Raw genomic sequence first — 26,076 nt, forward strand, 5'->3', positions numbered from 1 at the left:
CCCCCGCCGTTCCCCCGCCCTGGGGTGGCTGAGCTGACCGTCACCGCCCCGCGCGCCGTCCGTGAGATCGGCGTCGCCTGGCTGGACGGTCCCCCCGACACACCTCCGGTGGCGGCCTTCAAGAAGTTCCTGCTCAGCCGGCGGGGGCAGTTGCTGGCCTAGGGTGCGGGGGCGCTCCCGGGCGCGCCTGCTGTCCGTGGTGGGAGCCGGGGGCGGGGCCTCCGGCGCGTCGCCCGGGGGCGGGGCCTCCGGGGCGTCGCCCGGGGCCGGGCGCACGGCGCCGGTTGACCGGGGGCGGGGCCGCGGGGACGGGCACCGGTGCCACGCCGATGCGTAACCGTCCAGGACCCCGCCCCTCCGCCCCGCCCTCGCCCGTCTCCTCGGCGGCTCGCGCCGGTGGGGCCGGTCCCGGGTCAGCCGAGGGCCGTGACCGCCAGGGCCGTGGCTTCGGCGATCAGGCCGTCGACGGCCTTCGCGTCCTGCTCCTGCCTCGTGGAGAGGAAGGCCAGCGCGATCGGTGCCCGGTCCTGGGGCCAGGCGATGCCCACGTCGTTGGTGGTGCCGTAGCGGCCGGTCCCGGTCTTGTCGCCCACGGTCCAGCCGGCCGGGACACCGGCCCGGATGCGGGCGTCGCCGGTGGTGTTGGCCACCAGCCAGCCCGCCAGCCGCTTGCGGTCCCCGGCGTCGAGGGCACGGCCCACGGCCAGCCGGGCGTAGGTCTGCCCGATGGCCCGCGGGCTGGTGGTGTCGGTCACCCGTCCGGGCTCGGCCGAGTTCAGGTCGGGCTCCCAGCGGTCGAGCCGGGTCGTGGGGTCCCCGAGGGAACGGCAGAAGCGGGTGACCGCGGCGGGGCCGCCGAGCCCGCGCATCAGGAGGTTCATCGCGCCGTTGTCGCTGCACGAGACGGCCGCGGCGCACAGCTCCTCGACGGTCAGCCCGTTCGCGATGTTCTCGGGCGCACCCGTGACCGGGATGTGACCGGCCGTCTTGACGTCGTCCTCGGTGTAGCGGACGCGCCGGGCGAGGTACTCCCCGTCCCGGTCCAGGTCCCGGAGGACGGCCCCGACCGCGAGGGTCTTGGAGACCGAGCAGACCGGGAACAGCTCATCGGCGCGGTGGGCCACGGTCCTCCCGGTGCCGGTGTCGAGAGCGAAGACCCCGAGCCGGGCGTCGTACTCCCGCTCGAGTTCGCGCATCCGGGCCGGTACGCCCCGCGCCGAGGCGTACGCCACGGTCGGCAGTACGGCGGTGAGCGCCGCACCGGCGCCGAAGGAGAGCAGGGCGCGGCGGGATGTGCGGGTGCCCATGGTTTTCACAGAGGTTGTCCTGTTCGTAGGGGGCGCGGCGCGAAGGGGCGCCACACCGCCTCAGGACGACCGAGTCAGGCGCCGCGTTCCCTAGATCTCCTTCTGCTTGACGCCCGGGGGCAGCAGGCACGGGGTGCTGACCTCGTACAGGATGCTGTTCTGCTCTCCGTACGCCTCCACGGAGATGGAGAAGTCATCCTTCGGGCTGCTAGCTCTGAGAACGACCTGGGCGGCGTCCTTCATCTCCTGGTAGGTGTCGATGGCATAGCCCCGCTTCTCCAACTCCTCACGGATGCGCTTGACCGCCCCTGCGTGTTCCGCTTCGGGAAGCGGCGAACGAGCCGAATAGTCGAGGATGAACCGTCCGTCGTCCACCACCTCGTCATGTTTCCCCACACAATTGGTGAAGTCCGGCCGCACGGATTTCTCACTGATCGGCGCCCGTGCCGTCCGGGCCATCGAACCGGTGAAGTGCCGGGCCCATTTTTGGGCATCCTCCCTGCTCATACGGGGTAGCGGAGCGTTGGGGTCATCGCCTTTGTCGGACATGCAGCCTCCGAGGAACAGCGCGGCCGTCGCGACCGCCGTCATCCGGGTCAGAATTCGTTTCACAGGCCGGGCACCACTTCCATGATGGGGTCGTACTCCGGTCCCCAGGGCTCCGCGGATGTGGGCTGCTGCCCGACGATGATGCGCGCCTGGTTGTACAGCCCCGGAGTTTTGTCGTGGAAGTAACTGCTGTGACCGCCGTCACCCACCTCGATGACATTGGCCCCGTACACATGCTCTGCGGGATTGGTTCCGAGCGTCAGTCCGGACGCCCAGTTGACGATGGGGTCGTTGTGTGAGGCGCCCGCCCATACGTGCGAGCGGTCCATGTTCAGGTCACCGGCGTTGGCGACGGTGGTGCCGGGGCTTCCGACGAAGATGACGTCATCGGCTCCGATGCCCTTCCCACCGGCCGCCGCGGCTCCCACCGTCGTCGATCCGTAACTGTGGCCGATGACGGTCAGGTGGCTGCGGTTGTCCCCCTGGGCGGCCCGGACTCCTCCGGTGAACTGACGAAGGTCGTCGGCGGCATCCTGGGCCCGGTCGTCGGAGGCGACGCTCAGATTCTTCTCCGGTGCGTCGTAGTCCAGCCAGAAGATGGTCGACACGGACTCTCCGTTCGACCTCTTCAACGCTTCGTTCTGCAGCCGGGAGATGCGCTCGACCTGCCCCGGCACGCTGTCCATGGTGGTGTCCGTGCCCGGTACCAGGACCGCCGTATGGGAGGCGGTGTCGGGGTTCCCCATCGCGATGACGGCCTTGCCGTCGCCGAACCCGTCGAACTTGAGGAGGTACAGCTCCTTGCCGCTGGGCGCGCCGTCGCTCTGGTCCAGGCGGTCCTTGAGCTTCTGCAAGTTGTTCAGGGCCTGGTTGTAGTCGTCCGTGGAATGGCTTTTGTCGACTGTGTTGTCGTTCTGCGCGATATCGAGCTGCTGGTCGAGGGAGAGGTGGTTGGCCTCGTTGCGGACGGAGGCGGGCAGTCCGTCGGTGCGGCCGATGATGTCGGGGTACAGCGCGATCATTTCCTCGCGTTCCTCACGCGACAGCGCGTCCCACCACTCCTTGGCCTCCTTGGGGTCGTCCGGCACCTGCGGATCCTGAATCCCGAGGTCGCCCATCGATGCCCTGATGTCCCTGACGGTCTCGGCCATGGCCGCCGGATTGGTGTCCCGCAGGATGTCGCCGAGCAGTCTGGAAAGGGCTCGTTTCCCCTCGTCACTGGCCGTCCGGGCGTCGTCCAGGGCCTGCTGTATCCATTGCCGGTATTCGCCGAGCATGCTGGATTCCACGTTCAGCGTGGCCTGCCCGTCCGGATCGTTCGTCGGGATCGAGTCCGTGCTCGCCGGAGCGCTCACCCAGCCGTCGTCGTCAACGCGGTAGTGGTTGTCCTCGGCGGTCTTCACCGCGTTGCGCAGCTTCGTCTGGGCCTGTTCCATGCGGAACTTGGTGGTGTCGAGCACCCTGGCGATCGCCTGCGCCTCTATCTGGACGATGGAGAGCCTCAGTTCGATGTTCTCCATGAAGTAGAACCCGCTGTCCGCGGCTTCGCCCTTCCAGCCCTGCTTGTGCAGCGGCCCCGTGACCTGCTTACGGTGCTGGCTGAGCCCGTCCCTGGCCTTCTCCGACAGCCGCTGCCACGCCTTGGCGGCCTTTTCGATATCGGTGAAGCTCTGCTTGTACAGTCTCCTGAACCCCGCGGGCATCGTCCCTCCCCTGGCTCGTCGATCCCTGTCAGACGAAGTCGTTGAACCCGGTGATGCCCTCGAAGTCCCGGCCGGTCAGGACATCGTTCCACTCGTGGTTCGTCGCACAGCCGCGCAGTGCGGCAGCCTCCGCGTCAAGGCGCTTGCGCAGGCCGTTGAGTGCCTTTTCCCAGGTGTCGGCCACGTTCGCCAGCTCCTGGGACACCGACCAGCCCGTCAGCTCGTCCGCCGCGTCCGAGGTCTTGGAGACGGCGGCGGTCATCTTCTCGTGCAGGTCGTCGGAATTGACGCGATCGGCCATGTGCCCGGACGCCCGGAGCTCATGCCCGTCCACATTGAGGTCTGACACACGTTCCCCCGTTGAACGACGCGGCCCAGTACAGCTGAGCAGTTTACGCCCGGGCGATGCGGTCCAGGACGATCGGAGCCGGGGTGAACTCGGTGGTCCGGGGGGCGTAGGCGACCGCGTCGTCCAGGGCCTCCAGGGCGTAGGCGAAGGCCGACGGGGTGTCGGTGTGGAGGGTGAGGAGGGGCTGGCCCGCCGTGACGTGGTCGCCGGGTTTGGCGTGGAGCTCCACGCCCGCGCCCGCCTGCACCGGGTCCTCCTTGCGGGCGCGGCCCGCGCCCAGGCGCCAGGCGGCGAGGCCGACCGCATAGGCGTCGAGGCGGGTGAGGACGCCGTCGGCGGTGGCCGTGACGACGTGGTGTTCGCGGGCGGTGGGGAGCGGGGCGTCCGGGTCGCCGCCCTGGGCGGCGATCATGCGGCGCCAGTGGTCCATCGCCGTGCCGTCGGCCAGGGCCTTGGCGGGGTCGGCGTCCGGCAGCCCGGCGGCGTCGAGCATCTCGCGGGCCAGGGCGAGGGTGAGCTCGACGACATCGGCCGGGCCGCCGCCCGCCAGGACCTCCACGGACTCGCGGACCTCGAGGGCGTTGCCCGCGGTCAGACCGAGCGGGGTGGACATGTCGGTGAGCAAGGCGGTCGTACGGACGCCGTGGTCGGTGCCGAGGCCGACCATCGTGGCGGCCAGCTCGCGGGCGGAGTCGAGGTCCTTCATGAAGGCGCCGGAGCCCACCTTGACGTCCAGGACCAGGGAGCCGGTGCCCTCGGCGATCTTCTTGGACATGATCGAGGAGGCGATGAGCGGGATCGACTCGACCGTCCCGGTGACATCCCGCAGCGCGTACAGCTTCTTGTCGGCCGGGGCCAGCCCCTCGCCCGCCGCGCAGATGACCGAGCCCACGTCGCCGAGGACGGCCAGCATGTCCTCGTTGGACAGCCGGGCACGCCAGCCGGGGATGGCCTCCAGCTTGTCGAGGGTGCCGCCGGTGTGGCCGAGGCCCCGGCCGGAGAGCTGCGGTACGGCGGCGCCGCAGGCGGCCACGAGGGGGGCGAGCGGCAGGGTGATCTTGTCGCCGACGCCGCCGGTGGAGTGCTTGTCGGCGGTCGGACGCGGCAGGGAGGAGAAGTCCATCCGCTCACCGGACGCGATCATCGCGGCGGTCCAGCGGGCGATCTCGGCCCGGTCCATGCCGTTGAGGAAGATCGCCATCGCGAGCGCGGACATCTGCTCGTCCGCCACCTCGCCACGCGTGTAGGCGTCGATGATCCAGTCGATCTGGGCGTCGGTCAGGCGGCTGCCGTCGCGCTTGGCGCGGATGACGGAGATGGCGTCCATGGCGGCTGTACGGGGCCTTTCGTGTGGTGGGGCAGGGGCCCCGGAGGGGGCCCGGTGTCGATCCTGCCCGGAGTGGGGCGGGGGCCGGTCCGGCACGGCCTGGCGCCGGCCGGGCCGGGGGCGGGGCGGTGGGGCCCGGTGCTCCCGGAGCGGCCCGGACCCACCGGGACCGGTCCGGGCGGACCCACCGGGGCCGGGCCGGGAGCGGTGCGCCCGCCCGGACCGGCCGGGCGGGCGCACCGGTCAGCCGTGGCGGGCGGCGCGGCGCAGATCGGCGGGGCCGAAGGCGTCCGGGAGGAGTTCGGCCAGCGGGCGGATGCCCGTGGTGGTGTCCATCTGGAGCTCCGGGCCGCCGTGCTCCCACAGCAGCTGACGGCAGCGGCCGCAGGGCATCAGCACGGCGCCCTCGCGGTCGCAGCAGGTGAAGGCGGTGAGGCGGCCGCCACCGGAGGCGATGAGGGAGGAGACCAGACCGCATTCGGCGCACAGCGCGACACCGTACGCGGCGTTCTCCACGTTGCAGCCGCTGACCGTGCGGCCGTCGTCGACGAGCGCGGCGGCGCCCACCGGGAAGCCGGAGTAGGGGGCGTAGGCCCGGGACATGGCGTCCCTGGCCTGTGCGCGCAAGGCCCCCCAGTCGGGGGCCGCCGCGACGGAAGTGCTCATGTGCCCTGTCCCTTCCGGTAGGGCTTGTTGTTCGCCTTGGGCATCCGCAGCCGCTGTGAGGCGAGCCCCATGACCAGCAGGGTCACGATGTACGGCGTGGCGCTGACCAGGTCGTTCGGCACGGTGTCGGTCAGGGCGTACCACAGCAGCAGCGCGACGGCCGCGGCGCCGGAGACCGCGCCCGCGAGATAACTCTTGCGGACAATCCGCCAGCCCGCCAGCACGGCGAGGCCGAGGGCGACCAGGAGCAGCAGGGCGTGGACGGTCGCGCCGCCGTTGCGCAGCTGGAGGGCGTCGGAGTAGCCGAACAGCCCGGCGCCCATCGCGAGCCCGCCCGGCCGCCAGTTGCCGAAGAGCATGGCGGCCAGGCCGATGTAGCCGCGGCCGCCGGTCTGGCCCTCGTTGTAGATGTGCGAGCGGACCAGGGCCAGGAAGACCCCGCCGAGCCCGGCCAGCGCGCCGGAGATCACCACGGCCGCGTACTTGTAGAGGTAGACGTTGACGCCGAGGGACTCGGCCGCCGTCGGGTTCTCGCCGCAGGACCGCAGCCGCAGTCCGAACGAGGTCCGCCACAGGGCGAAGAAGCTGCCCACGACGAGGAGGACGGAGACGATGGTCAGCGCCGAGATGTCGGTGACCAGACCGCCGATGACGCCCGCGATGTCCGAGACCAGGAACCAGTGGTGGTTCTCCAGGTCCGCGAGCCAGTCGGAGAGCCCGGGGACGGTGAACGTCTGGATGGGGTCGACCTGCGGGGAGTTCTTCGGGGAGCCGCCGATGTCGCCCAGCGGTTCGAACCACCGCTTGGCCAGGTAGGTGGTGGCGCCGAGGGCGAGGATGTTGATCGCCACACCGGAGATGATGTGGTCCACGCCGAAGGTGACGGTGGCGACCGCGTGCACCAGACCGCCGGCCGCGCCGCCGAGGACGCCCGCGAGCACCCCCACCCAGGGGTTGGTCTGGTAGCCCGCCCAGGCGCCGAAGAAGGTGCCGAGGATCATCATGCCCTCGAGGCCGATGTTGACCACACCGGCCCGTTCGGCCCACAGCCCGCCGAGGCCCGCGAGCCCGATCGGCACGGCCATGGAGAGCGCGGCGCCGATCTGCCCGGAGGAGGTGACCCGGTCGAAGTCCGCCTGCTGGGCGGCGTCGACGAGGGCGCGCAGCACCGACAGCGCGATCAGCGCCCCGGCGACGATCAGCAGCACCTTGCCCAGGGACATCCGGGAGGCGGGCCCGTTCCCCTTGCCCGGCGTGCTCGTGCTCGTGGTGGTGGTCACCGTGGCACTCATGCCGGCACCTCCGTCTTGTCCGTGCCCTTACTGGCGCTGGCCTGGGCGGCGAGCTCCGCGCCGACCCTCTGCTGCTGGCGCTTGAGCCCGTAGCGGCGCACCAGTTCGTACGCGATGACGACGCACAGGACGATCACGCCCTGCATCACGCCGACGATCTCCTTGTCGTAGCCCTCGAACTCCAGGCGGTTGGCGCCGCGCTCCAGGAAGCCCCACAGCACGGCGGCCAGCGCGATGCCGACCGGGTTGTTGCGGCCCAGCAGCGCGATGGCGATACCGGTGAAGCCGATGCCGGTGGGGAAGTCGGAGGTGAACTGGTGGGTGTCGTTGAGCAGGGTCGGCATGCCGACCAGACCGGCCATCGCGCCCGAGAGCACCATGCTGGTGAGCACCATGCGCCGGACGTTGACGCCGCTGGCCTGGGCGGCGGATTCGGAGCGGCCCACCGCGCGCAGGTCGAAGCCGAACCGGGTGCGCCCGAGCAGGAACCAGAAGCCCGCGCCCGCGAGCGCCGCGACGACGATGAAGCCCCAGATGGGGTCGAGGCCCGCGCCCGCCGGGATGGTGAAGAAGTGGCTGGAGGACGGCAGCGGGTCGGTGGCCACGATGTTGGTCTGCTTGTCGAGGTCGGCCAGCCGGCCGTCCACCAGCAGATAGCTGATGAGGATGCCCGCGAGGGAGTTCAGCATGATGGTGCTGATCACCTCGCTGACGCCCCGGTAGACCTTCAGCAGACCGGCGATGGACGCCCACATCGCGCCGACGAGCATGCCGACCAGGATGATCAGCGGGATCTGCACCAGGCCCGGCAGCTTCAGCGCCCCGCCGACGACGGCGGCGAAGAAGGCGGCGAGCCGGTACTGGCCGTCGACGCCGATGTTGAAGAGGTTCATCCGGAAGCCGACGGCCACCGCGAGCCCCGCCAGGTAGTACGTCGTCGCCTTGTTGAGGATGTAGACCTGGCTGTCGGACTTCATGCCGTAGTCGAACATGATGCCGAAGGCGTTGAACGGCTCCTTGCCGGTCGCCAGCAGCACCAGCGCGGTCACCACGAACGCGGCGGCGAGCGCCAGCACCGGGGCCGCGACCGCGAGCAGCACCCGCTCCTTGTCCAGCTTCTTCATCGGTCCTCTCCCCCGGTCGCGGCCCCTGCCCCGGTCGCGGCCTCGCTCCCGGCCTCCGCCGGGTGCTCCAGATGGCCGGAGGCCGCGCCGGTCATCGCCGAGCCCAGCTCCTCCGGGGTGATGGTGGCGGGGTCGGCGTCGGCGACCAGCCGGCCGCGGTACATCACCCGCAGGGTGTCGGACAGGCCGATCAGCTCGTCCAGGTCGGCCGAGATCAGCAGCACGGCCAGGCCCTCCCGGCGCGCGGCGCGGATCTGGTCCCAGATCTGCGCCTGTGCGCCCACGTCCACACCGCGGGTGGGGTGTGCGGCGATCAGCAGCTTGGGGTGGTGGCTCATCTCCCGGCCGACGATCAGCTTCTGCTGGTTGCCGCCGGACAGCGAGGCCGCGGTGACCTCGATCCCGGGGGTGCGGACGTCGTACTCGGTGACGATCCGCTCGGTGTCCCGCCGGGCGGCGGCCGGGTTGAGCAGTCCGCTCCTGCTGTTGGGCTCCTCGGTGACGTGGCCGAGGATGCGGTTCTCCCACAGCGGCGCCTCCAGCAGCAGTCCGTGCCGGTGGCGGTCCTCGGGGATGTAGCCGATGCCGTCCTCGCGCCGCGTGCGGGTGGGCGCGTGGGAGATGTCGGCGCCGTCGAGGGTGATGGTGCCGGCGTCCGGGTCGCGCATGCCCATGATGGCCTCGACCAGTTCGGCCTGGCCGTTGCCCTCCACCCCGGCGATGCCGAGAACTTCGCCCTTGCGGATGGTGAGGCCGATGTCGTCGAGCACGGCCCGCTCCACCCCGTCCACATCCGTGGCGGTCAGCCGCAGCGCGTCGACGACGAGCATCTCGGTGTCGGTGACGGTGGATTCGCGGGTCTCCGGCGAGGGCAGCTCGCTGCCGACCATCAGCTCGGCCAGCTGCCGGGGGCTGGTCTCGGACGGCACGACGGAGGCGACCGTGGTGCCGCGGCGGATGACGGTGATGTCATCGGCCACCGACAGCACCTCGCCCAGCTTGTGCGAGATGAACAGCACCGTCAGGCCCTCGGCCTTGAGCTCGCGGAGGTTGTCGAAGAGCGCGTCGACCTCCTGCGGGACGAGGACGGCGGTCGGCTCGTCGAGGATGAGCGTACGGGCGCCGCGGTAGAGCACCTTGAGGATCTCCACGCGCTGGCGGTCGGCCACGCCCAGGTCCTCGACGAGGACGTCGGGGCGGACGCCCAGCCCGTAGGCGTCGGAGATCTCCTTGATCCGGGCGCGTGCCCGGCCGCTGATGCCGTGCAGCTTCTCCGCGCCGAGAACCACGTTCTCCAGCACGGTGAAGTTGTCGGCGAGCATGAAGTGCTGGTGCACCATGCCCACGCCACGGGATATGGCGTCCGCCGGGGAGTGCAGTTCCACCGACTCGCCGTCGAGCGCGATGGTGCCCTCGTCCGGGCGCTGCATCCCGTAGAGGATCTTCATCAGGGTCGACTTGCCCGCGCCGTTCTCGCCCACGAGGGCGTGCACGGTGCCGCGGCGCACGGTGATGTCGATGTCGTGGTTGGCGACGACTCCGGGGAACCGCTTGGTGATTCCGCGGAGTTCTACGGCGACGTCGGTGACGGCACCGGCGGGAGCGCCCTTGGGGGGGCTGGCGGCTTTGATGGCGCACTCCTGAGGGGCGACGGGGGTGGGGCGGGCCGGGGCCGGACCGGCCGGGGTGCGGCCACGGACCCGGGGGACGCCCGGGGCGCCGTGCGGGTCCGTGGCGCGCGGGTCAGTCCTTGTAGGTGTCGTTGACCTTGATCTGGCCGTCGATGATCTTCTTCTTGGCCGCCTCGATCTTCGGCTTGATGTCGTCGATGAACCCGCCGGAGTACGAGAGGGAGACACCGCCGCGCTTGAGGTCGTAGGACTGGACGCCGCTCTCGGCCTTCTTGTCCTTGACGACGCTCTTGATGAAGTCGTAGACCGAGCCGTCCACGTTCTTGACCATGGAGGTCAGGATCGAGTTCTTGTACTGGGACAGGCCCTTGTCGTAGTACTGGTCGCCGTCCACGCCGATCGACCAGGTGCCCTTCTTCCCGGCGGTCGCCTCGATGGCGCCCGCGCCGGAGCCGCCGGCCGCGGAGAAGATCACATCGACCTTGTTGGACAGCATGCCCTCGGCGATGTCCTTGCCGCGGTCGGGCATGCCGAAGCCCTTGGCCGAACCGACCTGCACCCACTGGACGTCGAGGGACGCCTTGGGATTGGTGTCCTTCAGACCCTGCTGGAAGCCGCCCGCGAACTTCTTGATCAGCGCGCTGTCGGTGCCGCCGATGAAGCCGACCTTGTCCGACTTGGTCTTCAGCCCCGCGGCCACCCCGGCGAGGTAGGAGCCCTCGTGCTCGGCGGAGACCAGGCTGGCCACGTTCTTGGCGTCGACGACCGAGTCGATGATGGCGAAGTCGGTGTCCTTGTACTTCTTGGCGGCCTTGGTGAGCGAGGGGGTCCACGCGTAGCCGACGCCGATGACGGGGTTGTAGCCCGCCTCGGCCAGGCTGGCCAGCTTGTCGTAGCGGTCGGCGTCGGTGTCGCCGTCCTTCGCCGTCAGCTCCTTGCCCTTGACGTCGAAGTCCTTCAGGGCCTTGTCGTAGCCCTTGGCGGCGGAGTCGTTGAAGGAGTGGTCGCCACGGCCGCCGACGTCATAGGCCAGACCGACGCCGGCGTCCTTGCTTCCCTCTTCGGAACTGCTGCCACACGCGGTGACGGAGAATGCGAGAGCCGCGGTGGCAATGCCCGCGACAGCTATCGTGGATACCCGGCGCACGAGGGTCCCCTCTGAATGTTCTCGGAGCGCCCTTTGCGGCGCTGGCTCCGCCGCATCGTAACGCGCGTAGATGTCAGATAAAGGGCCCCTCGGAAGCCGTTATCGGATCGTCGCGAACCTCACGTGTCCGCCAGGTCTCCACAATGTTTCGGGTAGGCGAAACGGCCGCGATTGCGTCCGGTACGTCCCTGTATGGGCCCCGTGGGGTCAGGTTCCGGTGGCGGGTTCCGGTGACGGGTTCCGGTGACGGGTTCCGGTGACGGGTTCCGGTGACGGGTTCCGGTGACGGGTTCCGGTGACGGGTTCCGGTGACGGGTTCCGGTGACGGGTTCCGGTGACGGGTTCCGGTGACGGGTTCCGGTGACGGGTTCCGGTGACGGGTTCCGGTGACGGGTTCCGGTGACGGGTTCCGGTGACGGGTTCCGGTGACGGGTTCCGGTGGCGGGTTCCGGTGGCGGGTTCCGGTGGCGGGTTCCGGTGGCGGGTTCCGGTGGCGGGGAGGAGTGCCGGGCGGCCCGGCACTCCTCCCCTGCCACCGGACGTACGGCCCCGCCCGTGCGCCATGGCGGTGGCGCGCAGGCGGGGCCGGGACGACACCGGACCGGGGGCTTCGTCCGCCAGCCGAGGGGGGTGTCAGGCGAGCGGAGCCAGAGCCGCTGTCCGCCGGGGAACACGGTCAACCCGAAATCGCCGGGGTCCGGACTGCCGTCCTGCACATACGCGCCGTGCACGGCAGTGACCTCCTCCCACAACTGGCGTGGGCCGTAACTCCACACCTCGTCCTGGGTGACCGTGGCCGCCGACCCCTTTCGGTCGTGAAGCCAGAGCCGGTACCCGCCGTCCGGCGTTCCGTCGGCCATGACCACGCCCGGCAGTTTCGCGCCCGCGTAGAGGGCGAAGCCGAGCCCGGCCATGGTGCCGACGGCAAGCGCGCCGGGGCTGCCGCGCCGCCCGGTCCCGCTGTCCACCGGGGCGTCCGGACCAGGGCGCTCCGAGCGCATCGGCATGAACCGGGCACCGCCGACGAACCGGCCGGAGGCCACCCCGTCGCCGCCCACGTCGAGCCGTACCAGCGCCCCGGACCAGAAGTCCCCCGCCAGCGGGGCGACAATGCGCCCGCCCGGCCTGGTCTGCCGTACCCATGCGTAGGGGATGCGGCGCACCGAACAGGTCGCGATGACCCGGTCGTACGGCGCCCCGGACGCCCATCCCCGAGCGCCGTCGCCCCATACGACGTCGGGGCTGTATCCGGCCTCCTTGATGACCTTCGCGGCCCTTTCCGCCAGGACCGGATCGATCTCAACGGTGGTGACGTTGCCGCTCCCCAGGCGCGCGGCGAGCAGCGCCGCGTTCCAGCCGCTGCCGGTGCCGATCTCCAGCACGCGCTGCCCGTCGGCGACGTCGAGCGCGGTGAGCATGCGCGCCACCATCGTGGGCATGGAGTTGGACGAGGTCGCGATTCCCGGGCCGTCGCTCCGCCCGTCGTCCACCTGCGTCACGATCGGCACGTCCCGGTGGACAAGGTCCCACCAGGCCGCGTCCGTCGTGACGGGAACGCAGGTGGCCCGCTGCTCCCAGATGTCGCCGGGGATGAAGTGGTGGCGTGGGACGGCGTCGAAGGCCGGGCGCCATGCGTCGGGGAGTTCGCCGGACGCGGCGAGGGCATCCAGCAGCGCGGCGTAACGTGGCCGCCAGTCCTCGGTCATGGGGCCTCACTTCTGCCTCGGGGGCGGTGTGCCGTCCGGCGGGGGCGGCGGCGGGGGCGTCCACGGCTTGATCGGGGCGGGATCGCCCTTGTGCTTGCTCTCGACAGTCATCGTTCCACCTCTTGGGTACGGGCGCCGGAGCGCCGGTGTACAGGCCCGCCCCGGCCGGTCCGTCCTCACCGACAACGGGCGGCGGCCGGGGCGGGGGCTTCTCGTCGCGGGACTCCGGCCCGCGAGCCCCGTACCGGGGCCGGATCCCCTGTCCTGCGGTCGGCGGCCGTGCCTGGCCGCCGACCGCAGGAGAGGGTGCGGGGAGGGTCAGGGTGCGGGGAGGGTCAAGGCGCGGCGGGCCAGGGTGCAGGGAGTTGTGCCGCTGGGGCCGTCGTCCGGTACGGGGCCCGGGACTCCGACGACCCACCCCGGCCCATGGGTCCGGGGTTGCCTGCGACGCGGAGGCGGTCCACGAGGACCGGGAGCCCGGGGACCGGGACCGCGAGGACCGCGGTGAGCGGCAGGCCCGTGCGGGCGGCCGGGCAGGGAGCGGCCCGACGCGGGCGGCGGGCGGCGGGCGACTGCCGAGGGTGCCTCATTCCGTGTCATCCCCCGGCCTGGCCTGGCGCGTGGCCTCCTCATAGGCGCGGAGCAGCCGCTCCCCCGTCTCGCACCCGGCGCCGGGCGTCCGGCAGCCCAGGCAGCCTGCGGCATGCTCGATGGCCGCACGCCACGCCTCGTCGGCGAACGGGTCCACGGCCTGCTCGGCAGTCTGCTCAGCGATCTGCTCGGGGGCCGTCATCGGATCCTGCCCCGGCCGAGCGCGCGGCGCATGGCGCCGGCCTCGGCGACGGCGTCGCGCGGGTAGGTCCGGGCATGCGAGGGGCAGGCGTAGATGGTCGCGCCGGCGACGCTGCCGCTGTGTTCGATGGCGACGACGACCGGTTCGTCGGTGGGCAGTTGGCAGCGATAGCAGAGCTGACGGCCGTCCGGCGGCGGCCCGAGGACCTCGGCGACAGCCTGACGCAAGGCGCGAGCCAGGTGATGGGTATCGGTCAGATACCGGCCCCGTCCCAGGGGAATCCGCCAGCGCGTCCGGTGCTCAGCTCCCCAGGAGGCGGGCGGTACGCCGAGGAGGGTGCCTTCGTCGGTGAGCGCGGTGAGGACGCGGACCTGGCGCAGGCACCAGCTGCGGGCGGTGTCGATGCCGATCAGCCAGTAGCACTTGCCGTATGTGTCGTCCTGGATGACAGCGCCGGACCGGTCGCCGAGCAGTTCCAGGGCGCGGTCCGCGACGGGGACGGGCGCGGACACGGCGTCCCACCATTCGCCCACCGGTAACGCCTCGATGTCCTCGGTGTTCGGCGGTGTCCACAGCGGGGCTTCGGAACTCATACATCCCCTTCCCGATTACGGTTGGTGAGGAGACGAAACCGTGCGTCATGCTGTATCGACCAGTGCTGACCCGCCAGGCGCATACGCGTATGCAGCCAGCGCATACCCGTGGCCAGTAGCCGGAGAGACCCAGGTATCAAGGGGAGTAGGAATGAACTGGTCTTCACAAGCGATTCGGGACGCCGCCCGCCAAGGTGACTACGGGCGGGTCGTCAGCCTGGTCCGCCGCGACGCCGGTGTCTCCCAGAGCCAACTCGGCGACGCCTGTGGGATCAGCCAGTCCGCTGTCTCTCGTCTCGAGGGACGCGGCGCAGCCTCATACGACATGGCCATTCTGGCGAGAGCCGCCACGCACTTGCACATTCCCCCGCGTCTGGTTGGCCTCGCCGACCACACAGCGGCGCATGGCGCCGAGAATGGACAGCACGACGTGCACCGGCGCAACTTCCTGGCAGGCACCGCGGCGGCGATCGCCACGCCGACCCTGGCAGCTCGTCATCCCAAACCTGCGGACCCTGGCCAGGCCGCGACGCTCCGCGTGGCCACCACAGCCTTCCGCCGACTGGACGGAACCACCCCCTCCCGGCAGCTCTCCGAGCCGGTCCTGGCCCACCTGCGGCTCATCCAGACCGTCACCGGCGATGCCGAAGCGCCCGAGCAGCGAGCCCGCTTGGCCGCAGCGGGCAGTGAAGCAGCATCCCTAGCCGGTTGGCTGGCCTGGGACATGAACGACATCGGATCTGCCCGTACCTGGTACGGCGCGGCCATCAAGGCCGCGCGTACCTCCGGTGACCGACTGCTCACCGCCTACCAACTCGGCAGCCTGGCCGGCTTCGAGACAGACGCCGGGAACACCGCCCAGGGGCTTGCCCTCGTCCGCAAAGCTCATCGTCAGCTCGGTGACGCAGGACCGGCCATCGCCACCGCATGGCTTGGCACGATCGAGGCGCTCGCGCACGCGGCCGCAGGGGATCGTCCCGCTGCGGAAGCCGCGCTCGACCAGGCCACCCGCAGCGCTGATGCCCTCCAGGAGGAGCAGCCGCCACCGTGGCCATGGGTCTTCACCTTCACCCATGCCAAGGTCGCGGCAACCCGGCTCACCTGCGGCGCACGGCTCGGCCTCGTTCCATGGGTGACCGCCTCGCAGGACGCAGCGGCGGCGGCCCTCACGTCGAGCCACGAAAAGCAGCGTGCGCTGCTCATGCTGGACTTGGCCACCGCGCAACTGGCGACCGGTCGGCTGGATGGGGCGTTCGCCCTCGCTGGGCGGGCACTTGAGACGGGCGCACGATATCGGTCAGGTCGGATCATCGAACGTGCCCGAGGACTCCGGCGGTCCTACACTTCGACGACTCCCCCCAGAGCTGTCCGCGAGTTCGACGACCGCCTCCATGGCATCTATCTGTGATCACGAGAAGGAGCGGCCCATGCGCCTCGGCATCACCGGCCACCGCGGTCTTCCCCCGAAAACGGAGCGGTTGGTCCGCCGAGCCCTTCAAGAGGAAGTCGCGCGCCACGGACCCGATCTGGTCGGGGTCTCGTGCATTGCCGACGGCCCGGACGCCTGGTTCGCTGAGCTGGTGCTGGAGGCCGGTGGTCGCCTTGAGGTGGTGGTCCCTGCGGAGAACTACCGCGACGGCCTGCCCGAGGAGCACCACCAGAGCTATGACCGTCTCATCCAGCAGGCCGCCGACGTCCACCGCACGGGCATGGTGGAGTCGGACTCCCAGGCGCACATGGCCGGAAGCGAGATTCTGGTGGGGCTGGTGGATGAGCTGGTCGCCGTCTGGGACGGGCAGCCGGCTCGCGGGTACGGCGGGACGGCCGATGTCGTGGCCTACGCGGAGCGTACGGGAGTCCGCTTTCGGGTGATCTGGCCGGAGGGCTCTACCCGCGACTGACCACGCGATGGCCCCTCCGCCGGGAGCGAGTCATCACCGGCTTGGCACCGTGGCGACGTACAGCGATGGTGCGAGAACTGACGGAAGCGGTCGCTGTCATGTGACTACGCTGCCCGGAATCAAGGTCCGTTTGGAGGAGCCATGCACGTCAGCGAGCTGATAGGCACGGACGAGTGGCACACGATCGATGGGCGGCCGTTCGTCGTCTACAAGTACGCGGCCACGCTGGACGGCCGGATCGCCGCGGCGGACAGCACCAGCCAGTGGATCACCAGCGCCGAGTCCCGCGCCGAAGTGCACGCGCTACGGGCAGCCTGCCAGGCAACTGTCGTCGGTTCCGGCACCCAGCGGGCCGATAACCCGCACCTTGCCGTGCGCTCGGTGAAGGACGACCCCAAGCTGAAGGTGGCCGTGCCGGTTGATGAGCAGCCGTGGCGCGTGATCGTCGACACCAACGCCCGGACCCCGGCTGATGCCCGTGTGCTCGATGATGCCGCACCCACCATGATCGCTGTCGCCGACGACGCCGACGCGTCCCACCTGGAGGGCGTGGCCACCGTCGTACGGCTGCCCCGTGCGAAGGTCGGCCTGGACGTGGAGGCTCTCCTTCGCGAGCTGCACCTGCGCGGCGTGCGGGGGATGTTCCTCGAGGGCGGCCCCACTCTCGCCGCGTCGTTCGTGTCGGCCGGGCTGGTGGACCGCATCATCGCCTACATCGCGCCCGCGCTCCTCGGCCGCGGAAAGAGCGGATTGGAGGGCGGCAGCATCGGAACGATCGACGACATCCTCCGATGCGAGCTGGTGGACGTGGCACGTTCCGGCCCAGACGTCAGGCTGATCGCACGCCCGCAGCGCTGAGCGGTACCCACACAGGGCCCTGACGAAAGCCCCTTGCCCAGGCCCAAGGCCCACCTGTCGACGTCGCGTCCCGCCTTCGCTCCGGTCGCGTGCGGGTACAGCTGGCACAGCTGTACCCCTACACAGTGGGAGACGGCGTACCCCGGGCCGTGGCCGACGTGCGCGGTAGCATCCGGAGCCTGCTGACCGCATGACGGGGAAGGCGCGATGACGACGATCGCTGTGACCGGGCACATGGACATCACCAACGCATCGGTGCCGCTGGTACGAGAAGAGCTGGACAAGATCGTTGCCGCCTACGAGCCCTCCAGCCTGGTCGGGGTGTCGTGCATCGCGAAAGGCAGCGACAGCCTCTTCGCTGACGCGGTCCTCGCCGCGGGCGGGCGCCTGGCCGTAGTGATCCCTTCGGAGGACTACCGGCAGGCGAAGGTGAAGCCAGAGCATGCCGAAACCTTCGACCGGCTCGTGGCGGCAGCGGACGAGGTGCTGGTGATGCCGCACGCCACGGCGAACCGTCAAGCGTACGAGGCGGCGAACACCGTGCTGCTGGAGCGTGCCGATCGGCTGGTGGCCGTGTGGGACGGCCGGCCGCCCACGGGCAAGGGCGGCGGGACGGCGGACGTGGTACACCAGGCGCGCGAGGCAGGCATCCCCGTGGATGTCGTCTGGCCGGACGGGGCATCCCGCCGGGCGTGACGAAAGCCCCTCGCCCGGCCCGGGAGCGGCTCGCGGATACGGCGGCACGGCCGACGTCGTGGCCTACACCGAGCGCACGGGAGTCCCCTCTCGGGTGATCTGACCGGAGAGATCTTGCCCTCGGGTGATCTGGCCGGAGATATCTGCCCGGGGCTGACCATGCGAAAGAGCCCACCGCGCCCGGAGTCAGTGCAGGGCCTCGATGGCCTTCAGGATCAACGCCCGCGCCTCCGCCCCGTACACGGCCATGCCGCGCAATTGCTCGAACGCCTTCAGGTACATAGCGATCTCCGAAGGCTGGGTGACGTTCACCTCGGCGGAGAGCAACTCCACGGACACCAGCGTGTCGTCGTGCACGTCGAATGTCTCCTGCGGCCACAGAACCCGCTCGCGCGTCCCAGCCGGGATGATGCCGAACGACACCTGCGGCAGGGCCCCCGCGGTCAGCAAGTAGCCCAGTTGGGCAGCCATCGCTTCCGCGTTGCCGAGCTGGTAATAGAGCACGGCCTCCTCGATGAGGAACACGTAACGGTGTCCCGGCTCGTGGATGACCTGCGAACGCTCCAGGCGGGCCGCCGCAGCCTCCGCACCGTCGTCGGGGACCTCAAGGAACCGGGCGTTCATCGACAGCAGCGCTCTCGCGTAGCCCTCCGTCTGCAACAGGCCGGGGACCAGGACCGGCGAGTAGACGCGCAGCAGTTCCGTGGACCGGTACAGCTGAATGTAGCTGTCCTGGAGCTTGGCCAGACCGGTGCGCACGCGGCGCCGCCATTCCCGGTACAGGGACTGGGCGTGCTGCGAGGCCGCGATCAGGTACGGAGCCTGGTCGAGAGCGTCGGCTGCGCGGCACCACAGGCGGATGTCCGTTGGTGAGGGCGGGGTGCGGGCGTTCTCGATCCGGGATGTCTTGGAATGGTGCCAGCCGCACCGGGAGGCCAGCTCAGTGACCGTCAGTCCGGCATTCCTCCTCAGTTCGCACAGCTGGCGCGCCACGTTCTCGCGGGCGGCTTGGGCTGAGGACGACGGTGAGATGGTCATGAGCTGGCCGTGGCACTTCCTCTCAGTGGATCTCGTACTGGTCGTGAGGGATCGCGCGGTCCCACACCGCGTCGAACGCCTCCGAGCACTGTTTGACGATGACCGGCTCGGTCCGCAACTCCATGTCCGGGTCGGCCCAGTTGCCGTCTCCGGTGAAGTGGTTGAACAGCACCTGCGTTCCGTCGAAGAGCCACAGGTCCGCGCCCGGAAGCATCAGATCGACGGCCCGGCGACGGGGAAGCCACCGCACCTGCTCGCCTGCGGCGACGTTCACAACGGTCCCGGCATGCTCGTAGCGGATGTAGTCGGTGACCGGCTCGGACACGATGCGTGCTCGGCGCACCACGACGCCGCGAGCGACCGCGCGGGAGATCATGTCGGTCCACGGCGCCCAGTACTCGGAGGCAGGGTCGACGTCCCGACGCCCGGTGGCCAGCCAGGTGTTGAAGTCGTCGGCTTCATCACCGACGGCGTACTGGTCGCGCATCTCAAGGTGCACTGCTGAATGCCGTGCGGCCTGGAACAGTTCGTCAAAGCTGAGCGCGTTCTGCGACATCGCATGCCTCCCTCAGAACCGGGATCAGGCGAGCCGGGATACGGATGACCGTTTCGTGCTCGGGAATACCAGGCGCGTGCCCCGGCGCCGGCGTCTGGACGCACTGGGTGCGGGTGGCGTCGTCGGCGGTATAGCTCTGGATCACGATGTCCGCGCTCTCCGGGTCCACCCAGGCCGTGGGTGATCCGTTCTTGCCGGTATCGGGGTCGATCCCGATGAACTGTAAGGGCATGTTCGTCTCCCGTGCCGTCGTCGTGCGCCGATGTGCACCAAAGTCGCCCGGCGGTGCGGTCTCGTCAAGGTTGCGAATAAGCCTTACTCCACGATGAAAGCCTGCGTGCACATTCATGCACATTGCTGGCTGTGCCGCACATCTCACTCTTAGTATCGACGCGGGCACAACGAAAGCCCGGCGAGGACCGGGTGGGCTGCTGGTGCTCCGGGCCCGGACGGGACGACGGCGCCGGCGGCCCGCCCTCCCCGACACCCTGCCGGTCGGCACAGCCAGGCACGGCTACCGACAAGGCCGACAAGGCAGGGATGAAGGGACTCCGCACCGGACTGCGCCGCCGGGCCGGAGTCCCGTCCAGCACAGCTCGCCCCGATCTCCCGCTTGCAGGCCAGTGACCGGGACGAGCACCGCGCAACCGCGCGAGGACACCCCTGCGCGAGTGAACTCAGGAGGCCCCATGCGATTACAGCATGTCGTCGTCCGCCAGGACCCGGACGACGGCGACACCATGCCGGACACGGACGCCCCGTCACCGAGTGGTGGGACGCCCGGCGACTCCGACGACGGGCGCCAGTACGCCACGTAGCCGACGTCAAGCGCCCCGGGTAAACGGCGGCCCGCGCCCGGAAGCGCGGGCCGCCCCCGCCACCAGGAGGTACCGCCGATGATCGCTCCGCCCCCGCCCATGCCGGCTCACTGGCACTGCTACCGCTGGACCGGAGAGCGCCGCACCTACGACGACGAGTCCGCCCGGCGGCCACCGCACCTCGTCGTACAGGACATCCCGCCCCAGGAGTGGCAGCGGATCGCGGCGGCCGGCCCCGCCTTCATGGCGAGCGACGTACCCCCGCTGGAAGTGCCGCACTGGCTGCTCCGCCCCGCCAGAATGATCAAAGCCACCTTCGAGGCGCCGGACAAAGCCTCCGCCTGGTACCGAGACCAGATCAGCGACCTGAGCCCGTCATTCCTGAGCGACCACGACAAGGACACAGTCCGGCAGACCGAGCGGCTCACGGCAGCGGACGACCGGCTCAGCTGGGGCGGCGATGTCGTAGGCGGCTGGTACCTGCGTGGCACCGGATTCGCCTCGCTTCAGGTCGTCGCATGCAGCACGAACCGCATCCGCCCGACGATCCCGTGCCCGTTGGGCCACCGGGCCGGTTCGGCGGCAGGCTGAGGCTCGGCGTTCCCGGCGATCCCCGGCGATGCCGGGGCCGGGCGGCGGGCGGGCCACCCGGCCGCCGGGGTCACGCGTTCCGGTCCAGCAGCACGGCGGCCGTGAACAGCTCCACACCCACCGCGATCGCGCCCTCGTCCACGTCGAAATCGCCCGCGTGCAGGTCGCGGCGGGTGGTGTCGCCGACCTTGCGGACCCCCAGCCGGGCCATCGCACCGGGCACCCGCTCCAGGTACCAGGAGAAGTCCTCGCCGCCCAGGGACTGTTCGGTGTCCTCCACGGCCTGGGCACCACGGCGGGCGATCATCGCGTCCCGCAACAGCTCGGCGGAGCTCGCCTCGTTGACCACCGGCGGGACCCCGCGGATGTAGTTGATCTCCGACTTGGCGCGGTGCAGGGTGGCGATCTCGTCGACCGCCGCGTGGACCAGGTCCGGGGCCTCCCGCCAGGCGGGCAGGTCCAGGCAGCGGACCGTGGCGGACAGCTCGGCGTGCTGCGGGATCACGTTGCAGGCGTGGCCCGACTCAACCCGGCCCCAGGTGACGGCCAGGCCCGAGCGGGCATCGACCCGGCGGGCCAGCAGCGCGGGCACCTCGGTGATCACCTTGGCGGCGGCGGTGACCAGGTCGGTGGTCAGATGGGGGCGCGCGGTGTGGCCGCCCGGCCCGTCCAGGGAGATCTCCAGCCGGTCGCAGGCCGAGGTGATCGGCCCGGTGCGCAGCCCGATCCGGCCGACCTCGACCTTGGGGTCGCAGTGCAGCGCCAGGATCCGGCCGACGCCGTCCAGCACCCCCGCCTCGACCGCGTCGGTGGCGCCGCCGGGCAGCACCTCCTCGGCGGGCTGGAACAGCAGCCGCACCGGACGCGCCAGCCGCCCCTCGCGGGCCAGCTCGGCCAGGACCAGACCGGCGCCGAGCACCACCGTGGTGTGCACGTCATGGCCGCAGGCGTGGGCGCGGTCGGCGACGGTCGAGCGGTAGTCCACCGTCTTGGTGTCGGGAATGGGCAGCCCGTCGATGTCCGCGCGCAGCGCCAGCAGGGGCGCTACGCCATCGCGCGGGCCGATGTCACAGATGAGGCCGGTGCCGGTGGGCAGCACCCGGGGCTCGAGGCCCGCCTGCTCCAGCCGCGCCTTGATCGCGGCGGTGGTCCGGAACTCGCAGTTGCCCAGCTCGGGGTGCATGTGCAAGTCGCGCCGGAAGGCGATGAGTTCGGCACGCAGCTCGTCGGGGAGCGTACCGGGCAGAGCCGGCGCGGTGGCGGGTGTGACATCGGTCGCATCGAGGGACATCAATTGCTTCACCTAAAGAAGCGTAGAACGCCAGGTGGGCCCGCCGAATGTCGATCAACAAAAATTCCATCGGTTCGGGGACGCGAAAGTACCCCGCCCGGTGCATGATCCCCCTAGTCAGGGGGTATAACAGGGTGCTTCTCGGACGAATGCGGTGAGAAGCGCCACACGGCCGTCCGGGCGACGGTCTCAGGACGCGGCGTACGCGACGAACCGACGTACGCGGGTGCTACGCGACGTACGCGGGTATCACGCGGCGTACGCGCCGCCACCGCGACGGGTTCCCCGTGGCGTACGCACCGTCTCACCGCGTCCCCGCGACGGGCTCAGGACGCCGCGACCGGTGCCGCGGGCGGGCCCGGGCTCGTCGGCGGGGCGGCGTCCCTCGGTGCCTCCGGGGCCCTCGACGGCGCCGGGCCCAGCCGTCGCACATCGCGGGCCGTCCCGGTGACCCCGGACAGAAAACCCTGGGCCCTCGGAGATGCGTCGCTGGTCAGCCACGCGGGGTCCACATCGCAGACCGCGACCTGGACGCCGGTGCCCACGAGCGCGAGCGGCAGGGTGTGGACGACGGTCGAGGGGAAGCTCACGATCGTGTGGCCGATGGGGCCGCGGCGGGCTATCAGCTCCAGCGGCAGATCGGGCCGTACGATCTCCAGCCCCACCTCGCCCGCGACCCGGCTGAGCTTCTCCGCGCTCTCCCGGCGATGGGCGAAGTAGCGGGTGGCGCCATGGGCGCGGGCCAGCGAGCCGACCGCCTCCAGATAGCGCTCCAGGTCCACCACACCGGTCTCGACCAGCGAGGTTCCCACCAGATCGGTGCCACCGGTGAGCCGGGGCGGACCGAACCGGGCCCGGGTCCAGGCGAAGTCGTTGGCGGTGATGGTGACCCCGGGAGGCGGCTCGACCGGCATCGAGCTGAACACCTCGACCCGGCGGCCGTCGTCCGGGGTGAGCCGACGGCGCGCGGTGGCCGAGACCGGAGCGAACACCATGTCGCGCGCCCCTCGGCTGCCCCGCCGGTGCCAGCGCACCAGGGGCTCCCCCTTGGCCAGCTGGGAGATGAACTCCATGGTGGCCGTGCCGTCGTCCACCACGATCAGGTCCCGGGCGCGGGTGAGGGTCAGCAGCAGCTGGACGTAGCGGGAGAACGGATCGCCTATCACGATCCGCTCGGCCCGGCGCAGCGGCCCGCGCAGCCCGCCAATGGTCTTGATCGGCGCTCCGGCCCCGCCGCGCGCCTCCTCCCAGCGCACGCTGAAGCCCTCGTCCCGCGCCAGCTCGGCCATCCGGCGCAGCTGGCCGCGGGTCATCGGATCGTGCGGGGAGAGCACCACCACGGTGAGGTCCGGGAGCGCCGCGGGCTCCGGGCCGTCGGCACGCGGGTCATCGACGTGCGCCGCGTCGGCACGCGAGCCATCGGGACGCTGTACCTCGGCACGCCCCGCGTCGGCACGCGAGCCATCGGCGTGCCGGGCGTCGGCACGCCCGGCGTCGGGACGCTGCCCGTCGGGGCACTGGCCGTCGGCGCGCCCCGCGTCGGCACGCGGGCCATCGACGTGGCGGGTGTCGGCACCCCCGGCGTCGGCACGCTGTACCTCGGTGCGCTGAACCTCGGCACGCCCGGCGTCGGCACGCTGAACCTCTGCGCACTGCGCCTCGGCGCGCCGGGCGTCGGCGTACGCCCACTCCAGTACGTTCAGCAGCTGGACCGGGCTCTCGACGAAGGCGAGCGTCGCGGACGAGGACGCTGAAGACGCGGAACAGGTCGCGGAAGAAGTCTCGGAAGAAGCCACGGAACAGATCGCGGAAGAGACCGCGGCAGAGTCAGCGGGGACCATCGCACCGTCCAAGGGCAGGGCCCGGAAGCGGCGGGCGGCCCCCGAGGGGCCAGGGGTGCCCGCCGCTTCCGGGCGAGGGCCGGGCTCACCGGCCGGTGGATTCACGGCAGAGTGCCTCAGACCGCGACCGGCTCGCGGTCGGCGGCCCCGGCCTCGGCCTCGGCCTCGGCGACCACGCCGGCGACCCGGCGCAGCTTCTTCATGGGGCCCAGCTCGCTCTCGTAGACCTTCTTGACGCCGTCACCGAGCGACTCCTCGATGATGCGGATGTCGCGCACCAGCCGCTGGAGGCCCTGCGGCTCGACGGAGGCGGCCTGGTCCGAGCCCCACATGGCGCGGTCCAGGGTGATGTGGCGCTCGACGAACGCGGCACCCAGCGCGACGGCGGCCAGGGTGGTCTGCAGACCGGTCTCGTGGCCGGAGTAGCCGATCGGCACGTTGGGGTACTCGGCCTGCAGCGTGTTGATCACGCGCAGGTTGAGCTCCTCGGCCTTGGCCGGGTACGTCGAGGTGGCGTGGCACAGCAGGATGTTGTCGCTGCCCAGCACCTCCACCGCGTGGCGGATCTGCCTGGGGGTGGACATGCCGGTCGACAGGATGATCGTGCGGCCGGTCGCCCGCAGGGCGCGCAGCAGCTCGTCGTCGGTCAGCGAGGCGGAGGCCACCTTGTGGGCCGGGACGTCGAACTTCTCCAGGAAGGCGACGGCCTCGGTGTCCCACGGGGAGGCGAACCAGTCGATACCGCGCTTTTGGCAGTGCTCGGAGATGGCGCGGTACTCGTCCTCGCCGAACTCCACGCGGTGGCGGTAGTCGATGTAGGTCATCCGGCCCCAGGGGGTGTCGCGCTCGATGTCCCACTGGTCGCGGGGGGTGCAGATCTCCGGGGTTCGCTTCTGGAACTTGACCGCGTCACAGCCGGCCTCGGCGGCGACGTCGATCAGCCGAAACGCGTTCTCCAGGTCGCCGTTGTGGTTGATGCCGATCTCACCGGTGATGTAGACCGGGTGGCCGGGCCCGGCGATCTTGTCACCGAGGGTGCGGAGGCGAGAGGTGGAGCTCACTTAAGACAGTTCCTTTCCGAGAATCCACGAGGCGATCTCGCGGATCGCGCCGTCGCCTCCGGGGGTGGAGGTGACCGCACGTGCGGCGCCGCGCACGACGTCGTGCGCACCCGCGACCGCCACGGGCCAGCCGACGAGGCCGAAGCACGGGAGGTCGTTGACGTCGTTGCCGACGTAGAGCACGCGCTCCGGCGCGATGCCCTGCTCCTCGCACCACTGCTTCAGTGCGAGATCTTTTCGGTCGATGCCGTGGAGCACGGGGACCTGGAGCTTGCGGGCCCGTGCGGCGACGACCGGGTTCTTTTCCGTGGACAGGATCAGCAGCGCCAGCTCCGCGCGGCGCAGGGCGGCGATCCCGAGCCCGTCGCCGCGGTGCACGGCCACGAGTTCGCGTCCTTCGGAGTCGATCAGCACCCTGTCGTCGGTCTGGGTGCCGTCGAAGTCCAGGACCACCGCGTCGATGTCGTCGCGGGTGGGGAGGCGGCCGGGAGTGAAGGGGACGAGGGCGCCCGGCCGCTCGGCGTCCAGCAGCGGGGCGAGCGCGCGGGCGCGGGCCAGATCGTGCGGATCGTCGATCTCCAGCACCCGGGCCGGGTCGGTGCGCACCAGGTCGGTGCGGCCGAAGAAGCGGTGCCCGGCCTCGCGGAAACCACGGGCGTCCATCGCGTAGGCGGCGCCGGTCTCCAGGTAGTCCTGGGGGCGGTCCTGGCGGCGCGGACGGCAGGACTTGTCGTGGTTGACCCCGTCGCCGCCGTCCGCCCCGGGCCGCTCGCCCTCGCGCCAGACGAAGCCGTGGAAGGGGGCCACGGTCAGGGCGGTGTCGGCGCCCCGCTCGGCGACCGCCGCGGCCACCCCGTCGATGTCCTCGCGGATGATGAAGGGGCTGGTGCACTGCACCAGGAGCACCACGTCCACGGTGACGCCCTGCGAGGTCTCGTACGCGTCCATGGCGTGGATCACCGCGGCCTCGCTGGTGGCGGTGTCACCCGCGATGTCGGTGGGCCGCTGGACGACCACGGCGCCCGCACCGCGTGCGGCGGCGGCGATACCGGGGTCGTCGGTGGAGACGACCACGTCGGTCACCAGCCGGCTCGCCCGGCACTCCGTGACGGCGCGGGCGACCAGCGGCACGCCCCCGACCGGGGCGAGGTTCTTGGCGGGGACGCCCTTGGACCCGCCGCGGGCGGGGATCACGGCGAGCACGCACGGGGTCGGGGCGGGCATGGCGGCTCCTTCGG

Annotated in this window: 26 protein-coding genes and 1 pseudogene; 7 read left to right on the plus strand and 20 right to left on the minus strand. The window is 70.9% G+C overall.

Features of this window, described 5'->3' with window-relative positions; translation table 11 throughout:
• A pseudogene (locus tag AXW62_RS45475) lies at positions 1–162 on the plus strand (LysR family transcriptional regulator); the annotation flags it as partial.
• A 251-nt stretch (positions 163–413) separates the two neighbouring features.
• On the opposite strand, the gene bla reads toward AXW62_RS45475, so the two are convergent.
• The 13 genes from bla to AXW62_RS04895 all read right to left on the minus strand — a co-directional run bounded on the left by bla (position 414) and on the right by AXW62_RS04895 (position 14,187).
• On the minus strand, positions 414–1,307 hold the full coding sequence (gene bla / locus AXW62_RS04835; RefSeq protein WP_060943388.1) for a class A beta-lactamase: 894 nt from the start codon (positions 1,305–1,307) through the stop codon (positions 414–416).
• A gap of 90 nt (positions 1,308–1,397) precedes the next feature.
• Entirely contained in the window at positions 1,398–1,814 is a 417-nt protein-coding gene (locus AXW62_RS04840) for a hypothetical protein (protein WP_244502872.1), read from the minus strand.
• Positions 1,815–1,915: 101 nt separating this feature from the next.
• Complete coding sequence (locus AXW62_RS04845; protein ID WP_060943390.1) at positions 1,916–3,559, minus strand: alpha/beta hydrolase; 1,644 nt, start codon at positions 3,557–3,559, stop codon at positions 1,916–1,918.
• A 28-nt stretch (positions 3,560–3,587) separates the two neighbouring features.
• On the minus strand, positions 3,588–3,908 hold the full coding sequence (locus tag AXW62_RS04850; RefSeq protein WP_159060811.1) for a hypothetical protein: 321 nt from the start codon (positions 3,906–3,908) through the stop codon (positions 3,588–3,590).
• A 43-nt stretch (positions 3,909–3,951) separates the two neighbouring features.
• The gene (locus tag AXW62_RS04855; RefSeq protein WP_060943392.1) at positions 3,952–5,235 is read right to left on the minus strand and encodes a thymidine phosphorylase; all 1,284 of its coding nucleotides are present in this window, start codon (positions 5,233–5,235) and stop codon (positions 3,952–3,954) included.
• Positions 5,236–5,478: 243 nt separating this feature from the next.
• Positions 5,479–5,901, minus strand: a complete 423-nt coding sequence (locus AXW62_RS04860) for a cytidine deaminase (RefSeq protein WP_030840644.1) — start codon at positions 5,899–5,901, stop codon at positions 5,479–5,481.
• On the minus strand, positions 5,898–7,193 hold the full coding sequence (locus AXW62_RS04865; RefSeq protein ID WP_060943393.1) for an ABC transporter permease: 1,296 nt from the start codon (positions 7,191–7,193) through the stop codon (positions 5,898–5,900). The genes AXW62_RS04860 and AXW62_RS04865 overlap by 4 nt, the downstream gene beginning before the upstream one ends.
• Positions 7,190–8,317, minus strand: a complete 1,128-nt coding sequence (locus tag AXW62_RS04870; RefSeq protein WP_030840650.1) for an ABC transporter permease — start codon at positions 8,315–8,317, stop codon at positions 7,190–7,192. The genes AXW62_RS04865 and AXW62_RS04870 overlap by 4 nt, the downstream gene beginning before the upstream one ends.
• Positions 8,314–9,948 carry an ABC transporter ATP-binding protein gene (locus AXW62_RS04875; RefSeq protein ID WP_079115479.1) on the minus strand — a complete coding sequence of 545 codons (1,635 nt, stop codon included), beginning with the start codon at positions 9,946–9,948 and terminating at the stop codon, positions 8,314–8,316. The genes AXW62_RS04870 and AXW62_RS04875 overlap by 4 nt, the downstream gene beginning before the upstream one ends.
• A gap of 112 nt (positions 9,949–10,060) precedes the next feature.
• Positions 10,061–11,095 carry a BMP family lipoprotein gene (locus tag AXW62_RS04880; protein ID WP_060943394.1) on the minus strand — a complete coding sequence of 345 codons (1,035 nt, stop codon included), beginning with the start codon at positions 11,093–11,095 and terminating at the stop codon, positions 10,061–10,063.
• 119 nt (positions 11,096–11,214) lie between these two features.
• The gene (locus AXW62_RS04885) at positions 11,215–12,801 is read right to left on the minus strand and encodes a methyltransferase domain-containing protein (RefSeq protein ID WP_252368502.1); all 1,587 of its coding nucleotides are present in this window, start codon (positions 12,799–12,801) and stop codon (positions 11,215–11,217) included.
• Positions 12,802–13,387: 586 nt separating this feature from the next.
• The gene (locus AXW62_RS04890) at positions 13,388–13,594 is read right to left on the minus strand and encodes a hypothetical protein (RefSeq protein ID WP_060943395.1); all 207 of its coding nucleotides are present in this window, start codon (positions 13,592–13,594) and stop codon (positions 13,388–13,390) included.
• Positions 13,591–14,187, minus strand: coding sequence for a hypothetical protein (locus tag AXW62_RS04895; RefSeq protein ID WP_060943396.1), 597 nt, complete (start codon positions 14,185–14,187; stop codon positions 13,591–13,593). Before AXW62_RS04895 ends, AXW62_RS04890 begins: the two co-directional genes overlap by 4 nt.
• Positions 14,188–14,338: 151 nt before the next feature.
• Here AXW62_RS04895 and AXW62_RS04900 point away from each other — a divergent pair, with 151 nt between their 5' ends.
• The 4 genes from AXW62_RS04900 (at position 14,339) to AXW62_RS04915 (ending at position 17,642) form a co-directional block, all read left to right on the plus strand.
• A complete protein-coding gene (locus tag AXW62_RS04900; RefSeq protein ID WP_107308576.1) occupies positions 14,339–15,595 on the plus strand; it encodes a helix-turn-helix domain-containing protein in 1,257 nt (418 codons plus the stop codon).
• 19 nt (positions 15,596–15,614) lie between these two features.
• Positions 15,615–16,088 carry a hypothetical protein gene (locus AXW62_RS04905; RefSeq protein ID WP_060943397.1) on the plus strand — a complete coding sequence of 158 codons (474 nt, stop codon included), beginning with the start codon at positions 15,615–15,617 and terminating at the stop codon, positions 16,086–16,088.
• A 141-nt stretch (positions 16,089–16,229) separates the two neighbouring features.
• The gene (locus AXW62_RS04910; protein ID WP_060943398.1) at positions 16,230–16,946 is read left to right on the plus strand and encodes a RibD family protein; all 717 of its coding nucleotides are present in this window, start codon (positions 16,230–16,232) and stop codon (positions 16,944–16,946) included.
• 207 nt (positions 16,947–17,153) lie between these two features.
• Entirely contained in the window at positions 17,154–17,642 is a 489-nt protein-coding gene (locus AXW62_RS04915) for a hypothetical protein (RefSeq protein WP_060943399.1), read from the plus strand.
• Between the two features lie 186 nt (positions 17,643–17,828).
• Here AXW62_RS04915 and AXW62_RS04920 read toward each other — a convergent pair whose 3' ends face one another.
• Genes AXW62_RS04920 through AXW62_RS04930 form a run of 3 tightly spaced genes read right to left on the minus strand, consistent with a single transcriptional unit; the run spans position 17,829 to position 19,468 of the window.
• Positions 17,829–18,680 (minus strand): helix-turn-helix domain-containing protein, encoded by an 852-nt coding sequence (locus tag AXW62_RS04920; protein WP_060943400.1) that lies wholly within the window; start codon positions 18,678–18,680, stop codon positions 17,829–17,831.
• A 22-nt stretch (positions 18,681–18,702) separates the two neighbouring features.
• Positions 18,703–19,236 carry a DUF6879 family protein gene (locus AXW62_RS04925; protein ID WP_060943401.1) on the minus strand — a complete coding sequence of 178 codons (534 nt, stop codon included), beginning with the start codon at positions 19,234–19,236 and terminating at the stop codon, positions 18,703–18,705.
• Positions 19,211–19,468, minus strand: coding sequence for a hypothetical protein (locus AXW62_RS04930; protein WP_030840687.1), 258 nt, complete (start codon positions 19,466–19,468; stop codon positions 19,211–19,213). The genes AXW62_RS04925 and AXW62_RS04930 overlap by 26 nt, the downstream gene beginning before the upstream one ends.
• Positions 19,469–19,925: 457 nt before the next feature.
• On the opposite strand from AXW62_RS04930, the gene AXW62_RS46600 reads away from it, so the two are divergent.
• Together AXW62_RS46600 and AXW62_RS04935 are read left to right on the plus strand one after the other, a co-directional pair.
• Entirely contained in the window at positions 19,926–20,054 is a 129-nt protein-coding gene (locus tag AXW62_RS46600; protein ID WP_280142943.1) for a hypothetical protein, read from the plus strand.
• Positions 20,055–20,132: 78 nt separating this feature from the next.
• The gene (locus AXW62_RS04935; protein ID WP_060943402.1) at positions 20,133–20,645 is read left to right on the plus strand and encodes a hypothetical protein; all 513 of its coding nucleotides are present in this window, start codon (positions 20,133–20,135) and stop codon (positions 20,643–20,645) included.
• 70 nt (positions 20,646–20,715) lie between these two features.
• Here the strand turns inward: AXW62_RS04935 and AXW62_RS04940 are convergent, their stop codons facing one another.
• From AXW62_RS04940 to AXW62_RS04955, 4 genes are all read right to left on the minus strand, one after another.
• Complete coding sequence (locus AXW62_RS04940; RefSeq protein ID WP_060943403.1) at positions 20,716–21,936, minus strand: amidohydrolase; 1,221 nt, start codon at positions 21,934–21,936, stop codon at positions 20,716–20,718.
• Between the two features lie 326 nt (positions 21,937–22,262).
• Positions 22,263–23,732: a hypothetical protein gene (locus AXW62_RS04945; protein ID WP_060943404.1), complete on the minus strand. Its 1,470-nt coding sequence runs from the start codon at positions 23,730–23,732 to the stop codon at positions 22,263–22,265.
• A gap of 161 nt (positions 23,733–23,893) precedes the next feature.
• Positions 23,894–24,838, minus strand: coding sequence for an N-acetylneuraminate synthase family protein (locus AXW62_RS04950; RefSeq protein WP_030840701.1), 945 nt, complete (start codon positions 24,836–24,838; stop codon positions 23,894–23,896).
• Positions 24,839–26,062: an acylneuraminate cytidylyltransferase gene (locus tag AXW62_RS04955; protein ID WP_060943405.1), complete on the minus strand. Its 1,224-nt coding sequence runs from the start codon at positions 26,060–26,062 to the stop codon at positions 24,839–24,841.
• Between the last annotated feature and the right edge of the window lie 14 nt (positions 26,063–26,076).

Source organism: Streptomyces hygroscopicus subsp. hygroscopicus (genome assembly GCF_001553455.1).
In the GTDB taxonomy this organism is placed as follows: Bacteria; Actinomycetota; Actinomycetes; order Streptomycetales; family Streptomycetaceae; genus Streptomyces; species Streptomyces hygroscopicus.

Bases quoted from the DNA above. Each gene is read 5' to 3' on its own strand.
- AXW62_RS46600 (WP_280142943.1), top strand. From the start codon at position 19,926: ATGCGATTACAGCATGTCGTCGTCCGCCAGGACCCGGACGACGGCGAC.
- AXW62_RS04865 (WP_060943393.1), bottom strand. From the start codon at position 7,193: ATGAGTGCCACGGTGACCACCACCACGAGCACGAGCACGCCGGGCAAG.
- AXW62_RS04905 (WP_060943397.1), top strand. From the start codon at position 15,615: ATGCGCCTCGGCATCACCGGCCACCGCGGTCTTCCCCCGAAAACGGAG.
- AXW62_RS04925 (WP_060943401.1), bottom strand. From the start codon at position 19,236: ATGTCGCAGAACGCGCTCAGCTTTGACGAACTGTTCCAGGCCGCACGG.
- AXW62_RS04840 (WP_244502872.1), bottom strand. From the start codon at position 1,814: ATGAGCAGGGAGGATGCCCAAAAATGGGCCCGGCACTTCACCGGTTCG.
- AXW62_RS04920 (WP_060943400.1), bottom strand. From the start codon at position 18,680: ATGACCATCTCACCGTCGTCCTCAGCCCAAGCCGCCCGCGAGAACGTG.
- AXW62_RS04930 (WP_030840687.1), bottom strand. From the start codon at position 19,468: ATGCCCTTACAGTTCATCGGGATCGACCCCGATACCGGCAAGAACGGA.
- AXW62_RS04910 (WP_060943398.1), top strand. From the start codon at position 16,230: ATGCACGTCAGCGAGCTGATAGGCACGGACGAGTGGCACACGATCGAT.
- bla (WP_060943388.1), bottom strand. From the start codon at position 1,307: ATGGGCACCCGCACATCCCGCCGCGCCCTGCTCTCCTTCGGCGCCGGT.
- AXW62_RS04935 (WP_060943402.1), top strand. From the start codon at position 20,133: ATGATCGCTCCGCCCCCGCCCATGCCGGCTCACTGGCACTGCTACCGC.
- AXW62_RS04845 (WP_060943390.1), bottom strand. From the start codon at position 3,559: ATGCCCGCGGGGTTCAGGAGACTGTACAAGCAGAGCTTCACCGATATC.
- AXW62_RS04900 (WP_107308576.1), top strand. From the start codon at position 14,339: ATGAACTGGTCTTCACAAGCGATTCGGGACGCCGCCCGCCAAGGTGAC.
- AXW62_RS04870 (WP_030840650.1), bottom strand. From the start codon at position 8,317: ATGAAGAAGCTGGACAAGGAGCGGGTGCTGCTCGCGGTCGCGGCCCCG.
- AXW62_RS04955 (WP_060943405.1), bottom strand. From the start codon at position 26,062: ATGCCCGCCCCGACCCCGTGCGTGCTCGCCGTGATCCCCGCCCGCGGC.
- AXW62_RS04885 (WP_252368502.1), bottom strand. From the start codon at position 12,801: ATGACCGAGGACTGGCGGCCACGTTACGCCGCGCTGCTGGATGCCCTC.
- AXW62_RS04940 (WP_060943403.1), bottom strand. From the start codon at position 21,936: ATGTCCCTCGATGCGACCGATGTCACACCCGCCACCGCGCCGGCTCTG.
- AXW62_RS04890 (WP_060943395.1), bottom strand. From the start codon at position 13,594: ATGACGGCCCCCGAGCAGATCGCTGAGCAGACTGCCGAGCAGGCCGTG.
- AXW62_RS04895 (WP_060943396.1), bottom strand. From the start codon at position 14,187: ATGAGTTCCGAAGCCCCGCTGTGGACACCGCCGAACACCGAGGACATC.
- AXW62_RS04860 (WP_030840644.1), bottom strand. From the start codon at position 5,901: ATGAGCACTTCCGTCGCGGCGGCCCCCGACTGGGGGGCCTTGCGCGCA.
- AXW62_RS04915 (WP_060943399.1), top strand. From the start codon at position 17,154: ATGACGACGATCGCTGTGACCGGGCACATGGACATCACCAACGCATCG.
- AXW62_RS04855 (WP_060943392.1), bottom strand. From the start codon at position 5,235: ATGGACGCCATCTCCGTCATCCGCGCCAAGCGCGACGGCAGCCGCCTG.